The sequence below is a fragment of the Halomonas ventosae genome (assembly GCF_004361885.1).
Classification (GTDB): domain Bacteria; phylum Pseudomonadota; class Gammaproteobacteria; order Pseudomonadales; family Halomonadaceae; genus Halomonas; species Halomonas ventosae_C.
Map to the genome: position 1 here is coordinate 1 of NZ_SNWH01000026.1, position 15,580 is coordinate 15,580.

General features: G+C 59.3%; 13 protein-coding genes and 1 pseudogene. 8 read left to right on the forward strand and 6 right to left on the reverse strand.

What is annotated here, in order from left to right:
- Nucleotides 1-152: 152 nt before the first annotated feature.
- Nucleotides 153-335 (forward strand): annotated as a pseudogene (locus tag DFO68_RS13735) (IS5/IS1182 family transposase); the annotation flags it as partial.
- Nucleotides 336-598: 263 nt separating this feature from the next.
- Here the strand turns inward: DFO68_RS13735 and DFO68_RS13740 are convergent.
- From DFO68_RS13740 to mobH, 5 genes are all read right to left on the reverse strand, one after another.
- Nucleotides 599-1,600, reverse strand: a complete 1,002-nt coding sequence (locus tag DFO68_RS13740; protein ID WP_133484204.1) for a replicative DNA helicase — start codon at nucleotides 1,598-1,600, stop codon at nucleotides 599-601.
- A complete protein-coding gene (locus DFO68_RS15845; RefSeq protein ID WP_243726519.1) occupies nucleotides 1,587-2,054 on the reverse strand; it encodes a hypothetical protein in 468 nt (155 codons plus the stop codon). Before DFO68_RS15845 ends, DFO68_RS13740 begins: the two co-directional genes overlap by 14 nt.
- Before the next feature lie 72 nt (nucleotides 2,055-2,126).
- Nucleotides 2,127-2,453, reverse strand: a complete 327-nt coding sequence (locus DFO68_RS15850; protein WP_243726520.1) for a ParA family protein — start codon at nucleotides 2,451-2,453, stop codon at nucleotides 2,127-2,129.
- 490 nt (nucleotides 2,454-2,943) lie between these two features.
- Entirely contained in the window at nucleotides 2,944-3,885 is a 942-nt protein-coding gene (locus DFO68_RS13750; RefSeq protein ID WP_133484205.1) for a tyrosine-type recombinase/integrase, read from the reverse strand.
- Nucleotides 3,882-5,633 (reverse strand): MobH family relaxase, encoded by a 1,752-nt coding sequence (gene mobH / locus DFO68_RS13755; protein ID WP_166637581.1) that lies wholly within the window; start codon nucleotides 5,631-5,633, stop codon nucleotides 3,882-3,884. Before mobH ends, DFO68_RS13750 begins: the two co-directional genes overlap by 4 nt.
- A 601-nt stretch (nucleotides 5,634-6,234) precedes the next feature.
- Between mobH and DFO68_RS13760 the strand changes: the two genes are divergently transcribed.
- The 7 genes from DFO68_RS13760 to rhtB all read left to right on the forward strand — a co-directional run bounded on the left by DFO68_RS13760 (nucleotide 6,235) and on the right by rhtB (nucleotide 13,102).
- Nucleotides 6,235-7,224 (forward strand): IS481 family transposase, encoded by a 990-nt coding sequence (locus DFO68_RS13760; RefSeq protein WP_133484207.1) that lies wholly within the window; start codon nucleotides 6,235-6,237, stop codon nucleotides 7,222-7,224.
- 224 nt (nucleotides 7,225-7,448) lie between these two features.
- Nucleotides 7,449-8,408 (forward strand): phosphate/phosphite/phosphonate ABC transporter substrate-binding protein, encoded by a 960-nt coding sequence (gene phnD, locus DFO68_RS13765; protein ID WP_133484208.1) that lies wholly within the window; start codon nucleotides 7,449-7,451, stop codon nucleotides 8,406-8,408.
- An 86-nt stretch (nucleotides 8,409-8,494) separates the two neighbouring features.
- On the forward strand, nucleotides 8,495-9,334 hold the full coding sequence (phnC, locus tag DFO68_RS13770; RefSeq protein ID WP_133484209.1) for a phosphonate ABC transporter ATP-binding protein: 840 nt from the start codon (nucleotides 8,495-8,497) through the stop codon (nucleotides 9,332-9,334).
- Entirely contained in the window at nucleotides 9,331-10,140 is an 810-nt protein-coding gene (phnE, locus tag DFO68_RS13775; RefSeq protein WP_133484210.1) for a phosphonate ABC transporter, permease protein PhnE, read from the forward strand. Before phnC ends, phnE (DFO68_RS13775) begins: the two co-directional genes overlap by 4 nt.
- Before the next feature lie 9 nt (nucleotides 10,141-10,149).
- Entirely contained in the window at nucleotides 10,150-10,965 is an 816-nt protein-coding gene (phnE, locus tag DFO68_RS13780; RefSeq protein ID WP_133484211.1) for a phosphonate ABC transporter, permease protein PhnE, read from the forward strand.
- Between the two features lie 143 nt (nucleotides 10,966-11,108).
- Nucleotides 11,109-11,909 (forward strand): inositol monophosphatase family protein, encoded by an 801-nt coding sequence (locus DFO68_RS13785; RefSeq protein ID WP_133484212.1) that lies wholly within the window; start codon nucleotides 11,109-11,111, stop codon nucleotides 11,907-11,909.
- 530 nt (nucleotides 11,910-12,439) lie between these two features.
- Nucleotides 12,440-13,102: a homoserine/homoserine lactone efflux protein gene (gene rhtB / locus DFO68_RS13790; protein ID WP_243726521.1), complete on the forward strand. Its 663-nt coding sequence runs from the start codon at nucleotides 12,440-12,442 to the stop codon at nucleotides 13,100-13,102.
- A 198-nt stretch (nucleotides 13,103-13,300) separates the two neighbouring features.
- On the opposite strand, the gene DFO68_RS13795 is transcribed toward rhtB, so the two are convergent.
- Nucleotides 13,301-15,565: a DEAD/DEAH box helicase gene (locus tag DFO68_RS13795; protein WP_133484213.1), complete on the reverse strand. Its 2,265-nt coding sequence runs from the start codon at nucleotides 15,563-15,565 to the stop codon at nucleotides 13,301-13,303.
- Between the last annotated feature and the right edge of the window lie 15 nt (nucleotides 15,566-15,580).

The window sequence follows — 15,580 nt, forward strand, 5'->3', positions numbered from 1 at the left end:
ACATCAGGCCTTGTCCCATGTGCTTCATTGGTCGGACTGGCGACGAAAACACCAGTACCGGGCTTGGCAGTGCCACTGTCGTCAGCAGCAAGCCCAGATGGCAACGCATGAACGATCACAGCAGTAGTTACGGCTGTAGTACTAGGAGTGGAAAAGTAGGGAGCTGGTGTCCTCCTGAGCAAGAAGACCTCTTCACCCAACCTACGAATATGCATGGTTTTGTAGTTCAACCCAAACGGTGGGTAGTCGAGAGAACCTTTTCTTGGATAGAAAAGTCTCGGCGGCTGATCATGCACCATGATCGCCTCACTGATGTATCTGAGGCATGGGTTTAGCTGGCATCAGGTAGGCAACTTTTGAAGCGATTGACCAGCACCACTTAAATTTGTAAACACCTTCTCAGATGTAAAGCCTCACTTGGTGATCGGTGATGTGTCGTCCCGGCACGGGGTGCTCCTCTTTGTCGAGAAGACCACTCTATGCCGGGTCGGCCGCGATCACCCGGCGGGGTTCCCGAAGGGGATCCCGCCGTCCTTCCCTCGTCGACGTCGCTCGGGCTACGCCCTCCCGACGTCGACAACCGAAGGTCTCGGCTTTCTCATCTTGATTGTCGCGTGACTCTCATCTTGATTGTCGCTCTATACTTCAAACCCGAGGCAGAGATGCCAGAGGCATCGTCGATGAGCAGCCTGCCCTCCAGTTGGGTTAGACGATTCACCGCGGCGGTAACCTTCGGCCAGTCGTCATCATCCATCTTTCCGGTCCGCAGCTTCTGCAGAGAGACATTGCCGAGGCTGGCAATCAGCCGGAGCATCAGCTGCGCTTCCGGCATCTCCAGGGAGAAAATGAAGACCGGGCCGGCAACGTCCTCTGCCGTCAGGGCATGCTCCGCGAAACCGAGCCCCATGGCGGTCTTGCCCATGGAGGGGCGGCCGGCCAGGATGATCAGATCCCCTGGCTGCCAGCCCGCAGTCATGGCGTCCAGCTCGCTTAGGCCGCTCGGGATGCCCGTCACCCCACCCTGTGCATTGAAGGCCCGGTCGATGACGTTGATGGCCTCACCGAGCATCTCCTTCATGGAGCTCAGCTGCTCATTCCTCTCTTCCGTCAGGGCAAAGAGCTTCTGCTCGGCCTCCTCGATCAGCTCGGTGGCCGAACGGCCCTGAGCCATCAGGGCCTGCTGGTTCAGGGTGAAGCAGGTATGGATCAGCTGCCGCAGGGCATGGCGGTCCCGCACGATCTCAGCATAGGCCTCGACATTGGCCGCACTGGGCGTATTGCGTGCCAGCTCCGCCAGGAAGGCGAGACCTCCCACCTGTTCAAGCTGACGCGCTTCTTCCAGCGCCTCGGACACCGTCACGACATCCATTGGCTGGTCGCGCTCCGCCAGCCCTTGAATCGCCTGAAACACCAGGCGATGGGCCTGCTGGTAGAACATCGCCGGTGCCAGGCGGTCGGCAACCTCATCCCACATGGCGTTATCCAGCAGCAGACCGCCCAGCACCGACTGCTCCGCCTCCAGACTATGCGGCGGCAGGTAGCCGGCCTCCGGACGCTCTTCGGCCACCCGAAGTTCGGCCAGGTTCTCAATGGCACTCATCGTGGCAGCCCCCCTGCATGGCGGTGGTGCAGACCATGGCGTCGATCAACGGCTGCCACTCGGGGTTGAGCTCACAGGCCATCGCCTTGACCTGGTCGGCGGCGGCAGGCGACTTGCGGCCGGCGGGCCGTCGCGGTTCGAACTGATGCGCGGGAAGGCCCGCGCTGGCGGCCTGTCGGAAGGCCACACCGGCACGGATGGTGCTTTGCATCACGCTGACGCCCTGCTCGCCGGCGGCGAACATCTCCGCCAGCGTCTGGTGGATGCCCCGCGCATCGGCGGTCTCATCCAGACGGTTAACCAGGACGGAAACGGGGGGAACGGAGAGGTGGGTGAACTGGCTAAGCGCTTCGAGATCGCGCAGCAGGCCGACGGTGCCTCGCACGAACTCGCGGGCGGAGAGCAGCTCGGGGGTGATGGGTGAGAGGGCATGATCGGAGGCCAGGACGGCCATCTCCAGGGTGATGGAGCGTGCGCCCTGGGTATCAATCAGGATCAGGTCATAGCCCGACAGCCTGGAGAGCAGCTAGGCGAGACGGAAGCGGCCATCCGGCGCGTTGAGCAGCAGCTGAGGGAGCTGGCCGGCGTGATCGTTGGAGATCACCACATCCAGGTGGGGATGGGCGGTATGCGATATGACATGGGCAGGAGCGGTATCGCTGAGCGCGATCAGCTCGTAGGTGCCGCCGGGGGCTTCGGTGCGGAGGGGGTAGTAGCTGGAGAGAGTCGGCTGGCTGTCCAAGTCGATGAACAGGACCTTGAGGCCCGCATCGGCCAACAGGCCACCCAGATTGGCAGTGACGGTGGTCTTACCGACGCCGCCCTTGGTCGAAACAACGGAAACAACACGCATAACCTCACCTCGGTTCCAGATGGAATCAAGTGTGAGGCTGATGATCTGTAGCTATTTCACGAAGACGGCTTGAGCCACACCACAATTAAGGAGGGCTTCCACTTCTCTCTCGCAAGGTGCTGATTTTGAAGAGTTTGAAGTGGTGCCGGCAGCAGGAGTCGAACCCGCGACCTACTGATTACAAGTCACACCACCAGAAACCGTTAAAAATCAGTGCATTACGCCTAGCGTAAGGCTTCGTGAAATGCGTATAGGGACAGCCTGCGAATCAGGAATTATCACCAGCATCACACGGCATCATCGAGTAGCTATTAAAGAGGATGAGGCTGCAAGTGTCAACCTGCATCAGGGCGGGCTAATTCAGACAATCGTCTAAGGCAGGCCGATAGGCGCAGAAGGGCTCTCGAGAGAAGCAAAAAGCGGTGCCGGGCTGACTCATCAGCCCGGCACCGCCTGGGTCGTGACCGGGTTTGCCAGAGGGCGCCCGAATTTAAAGGCGCCCCTCAATGGCGCTGCGCAGGCTGCCGATATCGACCTCGACGTACTCCAGCGTCGTGCTGATATTACTGTGGCCGAGCAGCGCCTTGACGATGTGCAGGTTGCGGTCCGGCTCTTTCATCAGCTCAGTGCCCAAGGTATGGCGGAATCGGTGCGGACTCATCTGGTAGCCGCAAATCTGAGAGAGCTTCTGATAGAAGCTTTCCACCTGCCAGGAGTCCATCGTCTCCATTCGGTGCCGAACGCTGAATCGGTTCACATTGAAAAGCTGCTCGCCACGCTGGATACCCACCATCTTGGCCGAGTTCATCAAGTTTTCCAGGTGCGGGTAGAGAGCATTGGAGATGGGTACAAAGTGTTCGCGGTTGTTCTTGGCCCCCTGCCAGGTAGCGGTGAGTACGCGACTTCTAAGGTTGATATCCTCTGGCTTCATCAGCAACAGCTGAGTCAGACGGATGCCCGTATGGTAAAAAGTCTCGAACACGACCTCCCAGAACCAGACAGGGTGGAGTATCGAAGGTTTTTTTCGGTAGAGCTCCATCTTTTTATATAGGCTGATGGCTTCACGCGCCATTTCGACCTGCCGCTTGCTCAGTGTCTTCTTTCGCTTCCTGGGAGAGCTGACCTCCATCTTGGCAAAAGGGTTGAAGGAGGTATCGATCAAGGCATGATCAATCGCATGTTTGAAGAGGATTCGGTTGTGCCGACAGTAGTTATTCCAGCTTGAGTGCGCGAGATTTCTCCCCTCCTCCGAGAAGCAAAACCCCCTCCACTCCCTGACATCATCACGAGTCACTTCCGCGGGCAGCTTATCCTTGCCCACGAACCTGCGGAATAGCTTCACCGGAACGCTATAGGAAATACGGCTTCTTTCGGTCAGCCAGCGCTCAGAAAAATAGGATTGAATCAAGTCGTCAAAGGTAAATGTTTTCATTCTTCAGGCTTCCCATCAATCAGGTCAATAAAGGGGTTATCAAAAACCTCCTTACCCTCCTCCATCAGGTCATCCTTACCCACAAGATACCCAGAAAGCGTGCTCGACTTCTTGTTTGGACCGACCACCTTTACCTTGTGAAAACTTCCGCCATCCTTGTTTTTCTTGTGAAGCTTCAGCTTCTGGAATGAATCCTGAACTTCTTTCCAGCCTTTCTCTTCTCCGCTCACCTCCTGACAATAGCGCTTGAATACCTTGGGACTGACCACCAGCAGCATTCCATCCACGGCATGCACTAGGGCCTTGGAGTCGTTCATCAATACCTTGTGATTTTTCAACCCGCCTCGCAACCAGGCGAGAAACTCTTCCCCAGATGATGACTGTCCGGGCGATGCCTGGCCCGCAAGTTTCTCTGCACCTTCATCAGGATTACGACTTGGCTGCCGCTCCATATCTGGCGCTGCTTTCTCATCGCCACCTGTGACGATATCAAGGATGGAGGCTTCCAGATCATCCTGGCTTTCCAAAGTTTCTGGAATCGCAGGCTTATCACCTTGTTCCTGATCTTTACGCTGTTGCCTAGCTAGCTGACAACCTTCACAACTCTCACCAACGTCAATGGCCCCGACACTCCCCGAAAAAACCTCTGGCTCTTCATCGCCGCTCCAAACGAGGGATTTGTGAACCTTGAGCATGAAGAGTTCGGTCCGCCACTCTCCCACCTCGACGCTGCACTTCCAGACCGACCGTCCGTCCGGATTCTCCATGATCAGGCCATGGGACTGCATTTCGTCATAGAGGCGCGACTCGTTGGATGGCACGCCTTCGATACCATGGGAAAGGAGGTAGCTCTTGATCTCTCGGGGTACCAGCGGCGTCACCAGCCACAGCGCCTCAGCGGTGACAAACCCCTGAGCGCCTTTTTCATTCAGGCGGATCTTTTCTGTGACGATATGGCGGATGGCGCCCTTGAGCTTGCTCTGTAGAGATTCCCTGGGCGCCTTGTCGATATTCGAGACCTTGCCGCCCAGCGACTTGGCGACGCTGGCCCTGTCGGCCTGGCTGACGATTTCCCCGATCACCCCGGAGCGCTCCGCGTGCCCACTGATGGCGTACATCACCAGCCCAAACAGCTCCGGCTGGCTTCTCAGCCACTCGAGCCCGGCATTGCCTATCACTTCCTTGCACAAGAGCGGGTTGGCCGCCGCATGCAGAAAGTAGTCTCGCCCCTTGAGGTAGCGAACGCGGTATTGGTCGGGAATCGTGCCCTCCCACAGGCACCACCTTCGGCCAGATCTCAGGTGTATATCGACATCGACGACGACCTTGGCGATATCGTGCAGCAGGCAGGCATAGATGACCGCCACGCTCCACAGCTCCCCGGTAGAGGACTGCCGTTCTGGTGACTCCTTCGGCGGAAGCAGGTGCTGTCGTCGGAGCCGGAGACCGAACACGCAGGTCTCGAGGCCGTGATCCAGCATCCCGCCCGGATAGCTGTGATGGTGGGATTCAGAAGCCGGCAGCAGTTGGACACGCTCGGCGTATCGTTGCAGCGGCTCCTTGACGTAGGCCCCGAACACCGGCGCCGTCAGCGAGGTGCTTTCCTGGATTGCCCGGAGCAACTGCTGCCGATAGGGTGTGGCCAGCAGCTGCGCACCGGTGCGCGGGCTCTCCCAGCCGGTGTCATCCCGAACGCTGTCGGTGCCGGCTGCGTTGCGGCGACCGCGTAGTAGTTTACGAATCAGCAATTTTCGCTCCTCTGGATGCAATCCATGCATCACAGCGGCAGTCCCTGACGGGCACCAGAAGAAACGTTAATTGCGATGAGAGGCGTTTACCCCGGGGCACTCCTTGCACCGGTGCAATAGCTATGGGATGCAACCCAAGCGCGAATGATTTTATTTAAGACTCAAATGATTGCACGGAGACATCTCAGGCTTTTTCGTTAAGAAATATCTCAATCGACATCCCAAACCACCTACAACCAAAGTGGAGTTTGTAAGTAGAAATTTACAAAAAAGCCCCCTCCGAAGAGGGGGCATAGGTTGGGTAGCGGTCAGCTGACCAGCTGTCTGGCCAGGGCCATCTCCACGGAGTCTCCGTCCGTATTGAGGGCATCCTGTCCAGACTCTGAGATATCTCGCGACGTGTTCTGAATCACAGCGATCTTCAGGGGCCTTGAGTATTCAATTTGAGCACCACCACCTCACCGCGAGGCCCATTCATCAATGGCCGAGGGAGCCAGTTTCCTGTGTAGCTGTAGGGTCCCGGATGATCAGATGAGCTATAGGAGTTATCCTCTGCTGGCAGCCAGAGAGCTTCTACAGCAATTCATTCGGGAGCAGGTTCATGGACATCAAGCTGCATAAGCAGGCCACGACGACACCGAAGATCCGTGCTGAAATCCAGGCGGCACCCGCCAGCATCACGGATAGCGAGCTGGACCGCCAGTATGGCGTCTCCCCCGCGACCATCCGGCGCTGGCGGTACCGCGACGATGTCCATGACCGACCGCACACGCGTCACAACCTACTGGCCACCCTCACGTCCGAGCAGGAGGAGGTGCTGATCGCCGCTCGCGAATTCCTGCGCCTCGGCCTGGATGATCTGCTCGTCGTGGCACGTGAGTTCCTGAACCCTCGACTGTCTCGTTCAGGCCTGCACCGCATGCTCCAGCGCCGCGAGGTGCCGACACTGGCAGAACTAGCCCGTCAGGACGCCGGAGATGATGGCAAGCCCCGGCACAAGCCCTTCAAGGACTACGAGCCCGGGTACGTGCATATCGACATCAAGCATCTGCCGCAGATGCCCGACGAGGAGCAGAAACGCTACCTGTACGTCGCCATCGACCGTGCCACACGCTGGGTCTATCTGGAGGTCAGGAACAGCCAGTCTGCCAAGGATGCCAAGGCGTTCATGAAACGCGTGGAGAAGAAGGCTCCCTTCACGATCCAGACGGTGCTCACTGACAACGGCAAGTCGTTCACCGATCGCTTCACGCGGGCAGGTGAGCGCAAGCCCAGCGGCCGCCACCCCTTCGACCAGGAGTGCCAGGCCCATGGTATCGACCATCGCCTGATCAAGCCGGGAAGGCCACAGACGAACGGCATGGTGGAGCGGTTCAACGGCCGCATCAGCGACGTGCTGGCCACCCGGCGGTATACCTCAGGCGAGGACCTGGAGCAGACGCTCAAGCGCTACGCTTGGCTGTACAATCACCACATCCCTCAGAAGGCGCTGCATCATCAATCACCGACCACGGCGATGAAGGAGTGGCAGGCCAAGCGGCCTGAGTTATTTACCAAACGAGTGGTCAATCACACGGGACCCGACATGTAGCCCAGGATACCGAAGCCTGACCAACACAGTTTCGGAAAAGGCTTGGTTTTTCCGGATCTTTCACTTCCCGCCTTTTTCCACCCATCAAACAAACCAGGACTTTATAATGCTGCAAAATTAGTGAAAGAAAACCTTATTAACAATGCAACGGAAATGCAACCTACAGCATGCAAGCATACTGACCTCAACCAAGAATCACTTTTCAACTATAGACCGAGGCCTTTATGTCTAGCATATATCAAAAGACAGCAGCCACTGCTCTTGCTGGAATATTTTCTGTGCTTTCTTTTCAAGCCAGTGCCGATCTTTCTGATCGTTTTTCTGATGCAGATGGCGACATGATTGCTGATATCCCTTCAGATGAGACCCAATGGATAGATCCTGACACTCTGGTTTTCGCCTACACTCCTGTCGAAGATCCTGCTGTCTATGCCGATGTTTGGTCTGATTTTCTCGATCATCTAGGCCAAGTGACTGGGAAAGACGTTCGTTTTTTCCCCGTTCAGTCAAACGCTGCTCAACAGGAGGCGCTGCGAGCCGGGCGAGTTCATGTAGCAGGATTTAATACCGGCGGCGTACCTATGGCGGTTAACTGTGGAGGGTTCCGTCCTTTCGCCATGATGGCAGGAGAGGACGGCAGCTTCGGCTACGAAATGGAAATCATCACCTACCCGGGAAGCGGTATCAATTCTGTAGCAGACCTGGCCGGAAGAGAGCTCGCCTTTACTTCTCAGACGTCAAACTCTGGTTACAGAGCCCCCTCAGCAATTATAAAGTCAGAGTTCGGCCTGGAAGCTGGAGTGGATTTTGAAACCCCTTTCGCTGGCACACATGAAAACTCAATTCTAGGCGTAATTCACAAAGATTACGAGGCTGCAGCAATTGCCAACTCTGTTATCACAAGGATGAAGGCAAGAGAAGTAATCAGCGAAGATGACTACGAGGTGATTTACACCTCCGCCACATTCCCCACGACCCCCTACGGCACTACTCATAACTTGCACCCTGATCTCCAGAAGAAGGTCCAGGAAGCGTTCTTTAGCTTCGACTGGGAAGGCACGCAACTGCAGGCGGAGTTTTCCAACAATGGTGAGAGCCAGTTCATTCCCATCGATTACGCTGAGCGCTGGGAGATAATCCGCACCATCGCCGAAGCCAACGGCGTCACCTACGACTGCGACTGACCTCCACCTCATACCACCGACCATGACCAGGCACGGGCCAGGAGGGCCTCGCTCTCCGGGCCCGTGTGCGTGAAGGGAGACTGACCATGCTGACGCTTTCCCAGGTCAACAAGCGCTATCCCACCGGGGATCGCGCCCTGACCGATATCGACCTGACCCTGCCGCGGGGCCAGGTCATGGCGCTGATCGGCCCCTCCGGGGCCGGCAAGAGCACCCTGATCCGCTGCGTCAATCGCCTGGTGGAACCCACCAGCGGCAGCATCCGCCTGGAGGAGACCGAGCTGACCCGGCTTTCCGGAAATGCCCTGCGCCGGGCGCGCCGCGCCATGGCGATGATCTTCCAGGAGTACGCCCTGGTGGATCGCCTCACGGTGATGGAGAACGTGCTCTCCGGGCGGCTCGGCTACGTGGGCTTCTGGCGCAGCTTCCTGCGCCGCTACCCCGCCGACGACATCGCCGAGGCCTTTCGACTGCTGGAGCGGGTGGGTCTGCCCCACGCCATGGACAAGCGAGCCGACGCGCTCTCCGGCGGCCAGCGCCAGCGGGTGGGCATCGCCCGGGCACTGATCCAGCGCCCCCGGCTGCTGCTGGTGGACGAGCCCACCGCGAGCCTCGACCCCAAGACCTCCCGGCAGATCATGCGCCTGATCCGCGAGCTGTGCGCCGAGCGGGAGCTGGCCGCCATCATCAATATCCACGATGTGGCCCTGGCCCAGCAGTTCGCCGACCGCATCGTCGGACTGCGCGCCGGCGAGATCGTCTTCGACGGCAAGCCCGGCGAGCTCGACGCCGAGACGCTCACCACCATCTATGGCGAGGAAGAGTGGGACACCCGCGTCCAGGAAGAGGAGGCACCCAGCGCCGCCGCGAGCGCAGCCCCGGCGCCCGCCACCCCGCTCACATTGGCCACCGGAGGTGCCCGATGAGCCGTCAGGCCCTGGCCCAGGCGGGCCGCTGGCGGCGCCTGCCGCTGATCGAGACCCCCCGGCTGCGCTGGGGGCTGGCGGCGGGCCTGGCCGTCTATCTGGTGCTGGCCCTCTCCACCATCGACGTCAACTGGGCACGGGTCGCCGAGGGCGCCAGCCGCGGGCTGAACTTCCTGGCCGCCTTCACCCAGCCGGACTTCGTCAGCCGCCGCGGCGACATCCTCGATGGCATCCTGGAAAGCCTCACCATGACGCTCACCTCCACGGTGATCGGCGTGGCCCTGGCCGTTCCGGTGGGCCTGGGGGCGGCGCGCAACATCGCGCCCTGGCCGATCTACTACCTGTGCCGGGGCATCATCACGGTGTCGCGCACCTTCCAAGAGATCATCATCGCCATCCTCTTCGTGGTGATGTTCGGCTTCGGCCCCCTGGCCGGTATGATCACCCTGGCCTTCGCCACCATCGGCTTCATGGCCAAGCTGCTGGCCGAGGACATCGAGGACCTGGACTGGCGCCAGGTGGAGGCGGTGCGCGCCACAGGGGCGAGCTGGTGGCAGACCATGAACCACGCCGTGCAGCCCCAGGTGATGCCGCGGCTGATCGGGCTCTCCATGTATCGCCTCGACATCAACTTCCGGGAGTCGGCGGTGATCGGCATCGTCGGGGCCGGCGGCATCGGCGCCACCCTGAACACCTCCATCAGCCGCTACGAGTACGACACCGCGGCGGCGATCCTGCTGATCATCATCGCCATCGTGCTGCTCTGCGAGTACAGCTCGAGCCATATCCGCCGCTGGACCCAATAGGACCCCCCCATGCCCGTTTCAACGACGCCGCAGGGCACGCCTACCTGGCGCCTGCGCACCACCCGCGCCCAGTGGCTGGGCTATCTGGCCTGGCTGGCCGGCGCCTGCCTCTTCCTGCTCTGCTGGAAGCTGATCTCCGACAACACCATGTGGGTCTTCGTGGAGGACGCCGGCCGCCAGGGCAGCGATCTCATCAGCCGCATGCTGCCACCCCGGTGGGAGGTGGCCCACCGGCTCTGGCAGCCCATGTGGGACACCCTCAACATCGCCACCCTAGGCACCCTGCTGGGCATCGCCATGGCCTTTCCGGTGGCCTTTCTGGCGGCCCGCAATACCACCCCCCATCCGCTGTTGCGCAGCGCCGCCCTGGTAGTCATCGTCTCGTCCCGCTCCATCAACTCGCTGATCTGGGCCATGCTGCTGGTCACCATCCTGGGGCCTGGGGTGCTGGCGGGGATCATCGCCATCGCCCTGCGCTCCATCGGCTTCGTCGGCAAGCTGCTGTACGAGGCCATCGAGGAGATCCACCCCACGCCGGTGGAGGCGATCAGCGCCACCGGTGCCGGCCGCCTGCAGGTGATGAGCTACGGCGTACTGCCCCAGGTGATGCCCGCCTTCGCCGGCATCAGCGTCTACCGCTGGGACATCAATATCCGCGAGTCCACGGTGCTGGGGCTGGTGGGCGCCGGCGGCATCGGCCTGCAGCTCAACGCCGCCATCAACAGCCTGGCCTGGAACCAGGTCAGCGTGATCTTCGTGATGATCTTCGCCACCGTGCTGGCCTCGGAGTGGATCTCCGCCCGAGTGCGTCACGCCATCATATGATGAGCGGAAGTGCAGCGGTTGGCGTCGCCACCCGCTGCCTTACTTGCGACGCTCCACCCCGGGCGTCATAGACCTGCAACACCACACCCTCAGGGTGGTTCTTACGCAAAGCACGTAGTGCGCGCCCCTCCAGGAGCCCTAACATGACCAAATCGACCACCACTATCCTGATCGACACCCTGCAGCAGGCTGCCCGGGCGGCCGGTAAACTCCTCCACGAAGGTTACCATGACGTCGGAGTCATCGACTTTGAGTGCAAGGGCGCCTCGGATTTCGTGACCCACTACGACCAGGCGGCTGAACACGCCATCATTGAAACCATCCGACGTGCCCACCCCGATGTGGGCTTTCTCGGCGAAGAAACCGGCGCCACTCCGGCCAGCGACAGCGACCTCACTGTAATCATCGACCCACTCGACGGCACCAACAACTTCCTGCACCGTGTGCCTCACTTCTCGGTCTCTATTGCAGTGCGCCAGGGCAAGGTCCTGACCCACGGTGTGGTCTATCAACCGCTACTGGACGAGATGCTCTGGGCCATCCGTGGCCAAGGGGCTTATCAGGGGTCACAGCGAATGCCCGTTTTACCAGCACGCCCTCTCACTGAGATGCTGGTCGGCACCTGCTTCCCTTATCACGACAAGGGCGACTGCGCGACAAGCCAGCGACAACTCTCCGCTCTGATGCCCCGCGTGGCCGGGATTCGCAGCCCAGGCTCTGCTGCACTCGAGATTGCATATACTGGCCTCGGCCGGTTTGACGCTTTTTGGTCTCAGGGCGCGCGACTGGATCTATGGGACATTGCAGCAGGAATCGTCATTGCACGAGAAGCAGGATGCAAGGTCACCGACCTTTCTTGCAACCCCAATCCCGCTGAGTGGAACAGCTTGCTCATAGCTAAGCCAGAGCAACATGATAAGCTTTTAAGCGTACTGGTCAAGTGAAAGGGAGGGGGCAAGGCGTGTCATCAACAAATCCTGAGTTTATCGGATATGGACAGATGATGGGGTTAGTGCAGATGGTCGACAGGCTCTTTATTTTACCATGCAAACCGTCCTTCTAAGCCGTATCCAAAGTGATCGTCACTTTAAGCAAAATCCCGACTTCCCACTGGCACATAGGTTTCACCTGACCACATGAACCCATTAATGCTCGATACTTCCAGCCTCGCGAAAGCCACTTTGGCCATCCAAAGACGCACTGGGGATATCTCGCTGATCTTATGGAAAGCACGACCCCATCCTCACATAATCACTATATGTAAAGAGTGGTATTGGGAGAGATTCTCACCAAGGTGATGGAGAGATTTTCATAACCTTCCCAGATCAAGTTAGAGGTGCAGCAAGCCAAACTGACACAGTACCATTCTCGCAATAATCTCCGAGCTGAATGCATACGGATAGATGATACCAGCAACACTGACCAAAAACTGTAACAAGAATCCTGATATAATCACACCCTCCAGGTTATCCTAGTGGAAAATTTAAGAATTTTTATTACAAGGGTGGGAGTAATGAGTCTTGGCGTTTGGCTTACTTTCCTAATGGCTTCGTTTTTGGTGAGCATATCTCCAGGGGCAGGAGCTATCAACACGATGAACAGCGGAATTAATAATGGTGTTAAGTCCGCCTTCCCAACCATCTTGGGCTTGCAACTTGGGTATGGCATACAGATTCTAGCAGTTGCTATTGGAATTGGGGCAATCTTAGCATCTTCCACCACAATTTTCTCACTTATCAAGTGGATGGGAGTTGCATATCTAGTTTGGTTAGGCGTTCAGAAGTGGAGATTACCTGGCTCCTTGGGCAACATCGATAATGGCGAGAACACAAAGAAGAAGCAGTTCTGGCAATCTGCGTTCGTCAACCTAACCAACCCTAAAGCCACGGTATTTCTGGTCGCTCTTTTCCCCCAGTTCCTATCCAACAGCAGCACGTCATCTTATATACCCCAGCTCTTTCTAATGGGCGGAACGCTCCTCACTGTAGATATTATCGTCATGTTCTGCTATGCAGCACTGGCTAGCCAGCTCAAGCGATTTGTCAACTCCACATCAAGAATAAAACTTATGAATCGCGCATTTGGTTCTTTTTTTATAATCGCAGCCATTATGCTTGCAGCCTACAAAAAGACTTGACTCCATGAGATCAGCATACAAAGGAGAGTAGCGCCATTCTGCTTGCTGCCAAAATTAAATCATTACGAGCCCCTAAGCTGAATATCAACAGCTCTCTTCAGACTACAAGTGCGGAGATAACACACCTTTCAAGCCTGGGATAAGAATATTCTGATCCCTCCCAATCAGCCCTCCTTCCGTGCGGAAGGAGGGCTAAGGTCATGCAACAAGTTGTCTGGCCAGGGCCATCTCCACGGAGTCTCCGTCCGTATTGAGGGCATCCAGGCCCGACTCGGGCACGTCTCCCGACGTGCTTTGGGCCACGGCGATCTTCTTGGCCATCAGCGACAGGCAGGCGATCTGTGACGATCCGGCATAGCCGAGGTAGAGCACCTTCACCGACTGCCGCTGGCCGATCCGCCAGGAGCGGCGGGCAGCCTGCTGCAGGGTGTAGACGTTCCAGCCCGTCTGCATGAAGACGATGGTGGGGAAGTCCAGCAGGTCGAGCCCGGTCTTCACCAGGTCCGGATTGGTGATCAGCAAGTCGACACCGCGGTCGACCTGATCGGCAATCCAGTCCTCGCGCCGCTGGGTCTCCACGCTCGAGCGCAGCACCGCGACCTTGAAGCCGGCCTGGGTGAGCACCGCCTTGAGTCGGCTGCTGGTATCGCGCTTGCCGGTGTAAGTCGTGTAGACCAGCACCTTGCGCCCCTCCGCCTTCTCTCGCCGGCAGATATCCACCAGCTCGCGCTCCTTGGGCATCGGCTGCTGCTCGCCATAGAGGCTCTTCACGAACGCAAGCAGGCTGCCCGAGCGCGGATGCTTGACCGTCTCCGGTCGGAAGCAGCAGTCCGGCCAGGCCAGCAGCGCATTGAGCACCACACCCAGCAGGGTGGTGTCCTTGCGTGCCAGCGCCTGTCTGAGCTCGGCGGTCAGTTGACCCTCGAGCCGCCGGTAGGCAAAGGTCTGCTCGTCGTCCATCGGCACCTCGATGAAGTCTTCATCGTAGGGCGGCAACACGTTGCCACCGATGTCCTTGAGCTTGAGGAAGACGGTGAAGGGCAGCACGTAGCGCATGATGCCCTTGGGGCCGAAGCCCGGGGCCTTGACGGTGCGCACCGACAGCTTCTTGCCGCGCGCTGTCTTGTGCGAATCGCCGTCGCGCTCGGTGTAGATGTCCTTCAGCACCCCGTGGTCACGCAGGAAAGACATGGCCGCAGGGCCCATCGATCCGCGCCCGTTGGGGCGATACCCGTCCTCGAGCATCTTCGGCGTGAGGATGCGGAACAGCAGGTAGAACAGGTCGTCGGCATAGCCGCCCATCAGGGTGCCGGTCAGCAGCAGTGACTTGCGCGCCTTGGCTGCCAGCACGCCCATGGCCTGGCCCTGGGCGGATCCGGCGTTCTTGTACTCATGGCCCTCGTCCACGATCAGCAGATCGAAGGTGTGATCCGGCAGCTGCCGCTTGATGAACTCGGTCGGCTGATAGCCGCCTTCACCAAAGCCGAACTCCATCGTGGCCATGGCCCGCTCCATGCGGGCCGCCTGCCGGTCGGAGAACACCAGCTCGCCGTTCTCATCCATGAGGTTGATGAACTCGTGGATGTTGTCGCCCAGCAGCGTGGCCAGGAATTCCTCGCCAAACTGCTGCACCAGGCGCTCCGAGGAGACCTTGCCGATGGTGGGCAGCTTGCGCAGCGCCTTGAGCACCAGGTCGCGTTGCAGGCTGCCCGTCTCTCGCTGCGGCCGCATCAGCGTCCAGAGAGGGCTGTGACAGTGCCGGCACTTGTGGCGCCGCTCCTCACGGAGAAACTGCGACAGCGATACCGCTTCGTTGTCGCTGTCGATCACCGTGCCACCGCACTGAGGGCAGGCCGCCAGCTCGCCGCCCGGCACGCGCTTGCGAGCGGCGACGGGTCGCCAGTGGAAGCCCATGCGCATGCGCACACGCCCCAGGATGAAGAACTCCAGCCGCCCATCGGACGGCTGGCCCAGGGCCTCACGGAGCTTGAGCAGCTTGACCAGGGTATCCGGGCCATTCAGCACCCAGACCCTGGCCTGATCGACGGTCTCCAGAATCTCCCGCCGCCACTTGTAGACCAGGTGGGGCGGCGCGATCACCAGGAATCGCCGATAGCCCTCGCCATGACAGACCGCCGCGGTGGCGATGGCCATCATGGTCTTGCCGGTGCCCATCTCGGCGTTGATGATGCCCGCCGGCTCGTGCCGGTCGAGCAGCAGCGCCGAGATGGCCTGGACCACCTCGGCCTGCTCGGGGAAAGGCGCCCGCTTGAGGGACGCCATGACGGCCTGGCGACGAGGGTTGGCCTCGCCGTCATAGACCGGGGGATGGGAGCGGTTGAGCGAGGCCAAAAGGCCATCGCCAAACTCCTCCACAAAGGCGTTGAGATCCACCTGAGGCCCGAAGACCTCGCCAGACTGCGCCATGCCGGCCGGCGCCGGCAGCTGAGTGATGTCGTTCATGTCCGTCTCCTTGTG

Coding starts and splice junctions, on each gene's coding strand:
- DFO68_RS13740 (WP_133484204.1), bottom strand. CDS start 1,600: ATGAGTGCCATTGAGAACCTGGCCGAACTTCGGGTGGCCGAAGAGCGT.
- DFO68_RS15845 (WP_243726519.1), bottom strand. CDS start 2,054: ATGGCCGTCCTGGCCTCCGATCATGCCCTCTCACCCATCACCCCCGAG.
- DFO68_RS15850 (WP_243726520.1), bottom strand. CDS start 2,453: ATGCGTGTTGTTTCCGTTGTTTCGACCAAGGGCGGCGTCGGTAAGACC.
- DFO68_RS13750 (WP_133484205.1), bottom strand. CDS start 3,885: ATGAAAACATTTACCTTTGACGACTTGATTCAATCCTATTTTTCTGAG.
- DFO68_RS13760 (WP_133484207.1), top strand. CDS start 6,235: ATGGACATCAAGCTGCATAAGCAGGCCACGACGACACCGAAGATCCGT.
- phnD (WP_133484208.1), top strand. CDS start 7,449: ATGTCTAGCATATATCAAAAGACAGCAGCCACTGCTCTTGCTGGAATA.
- phnC (WP_133484209.1), top strand. CDS start 8,495: ATGCTGACGCTTTCCCAGGTCAACAAGCGCTATCCCACCGGGGATCGC.
- phnE (WP_133484210.1), top strand. CDS start 9,331: ATGAGCCGTCAGGCCCTGGCCCAGGCGGGCCGCTGGCGGCGCCTGCCG.
- phnE (WP_133484211.1), top strand. CDS start 10,150: ATGCCCGTTTCAACGACGCCGCAGGGCACGCCTACCTGGCGCCTGCGC.
- DFO68_RS13785 (WP_133484212.1), top strand. CDS start 11,109: ATGACCAAATCGACCACCACTATCCTGATCGACACCCTGCAGCAGGCT.
- DFO68_RS13795 (WP_133484213.1), bottom strand. CDS start 15,565: ATGAACGACATCACTCAGCTGCCGGCGCCGGCCGGCATGGCGCAGTCT.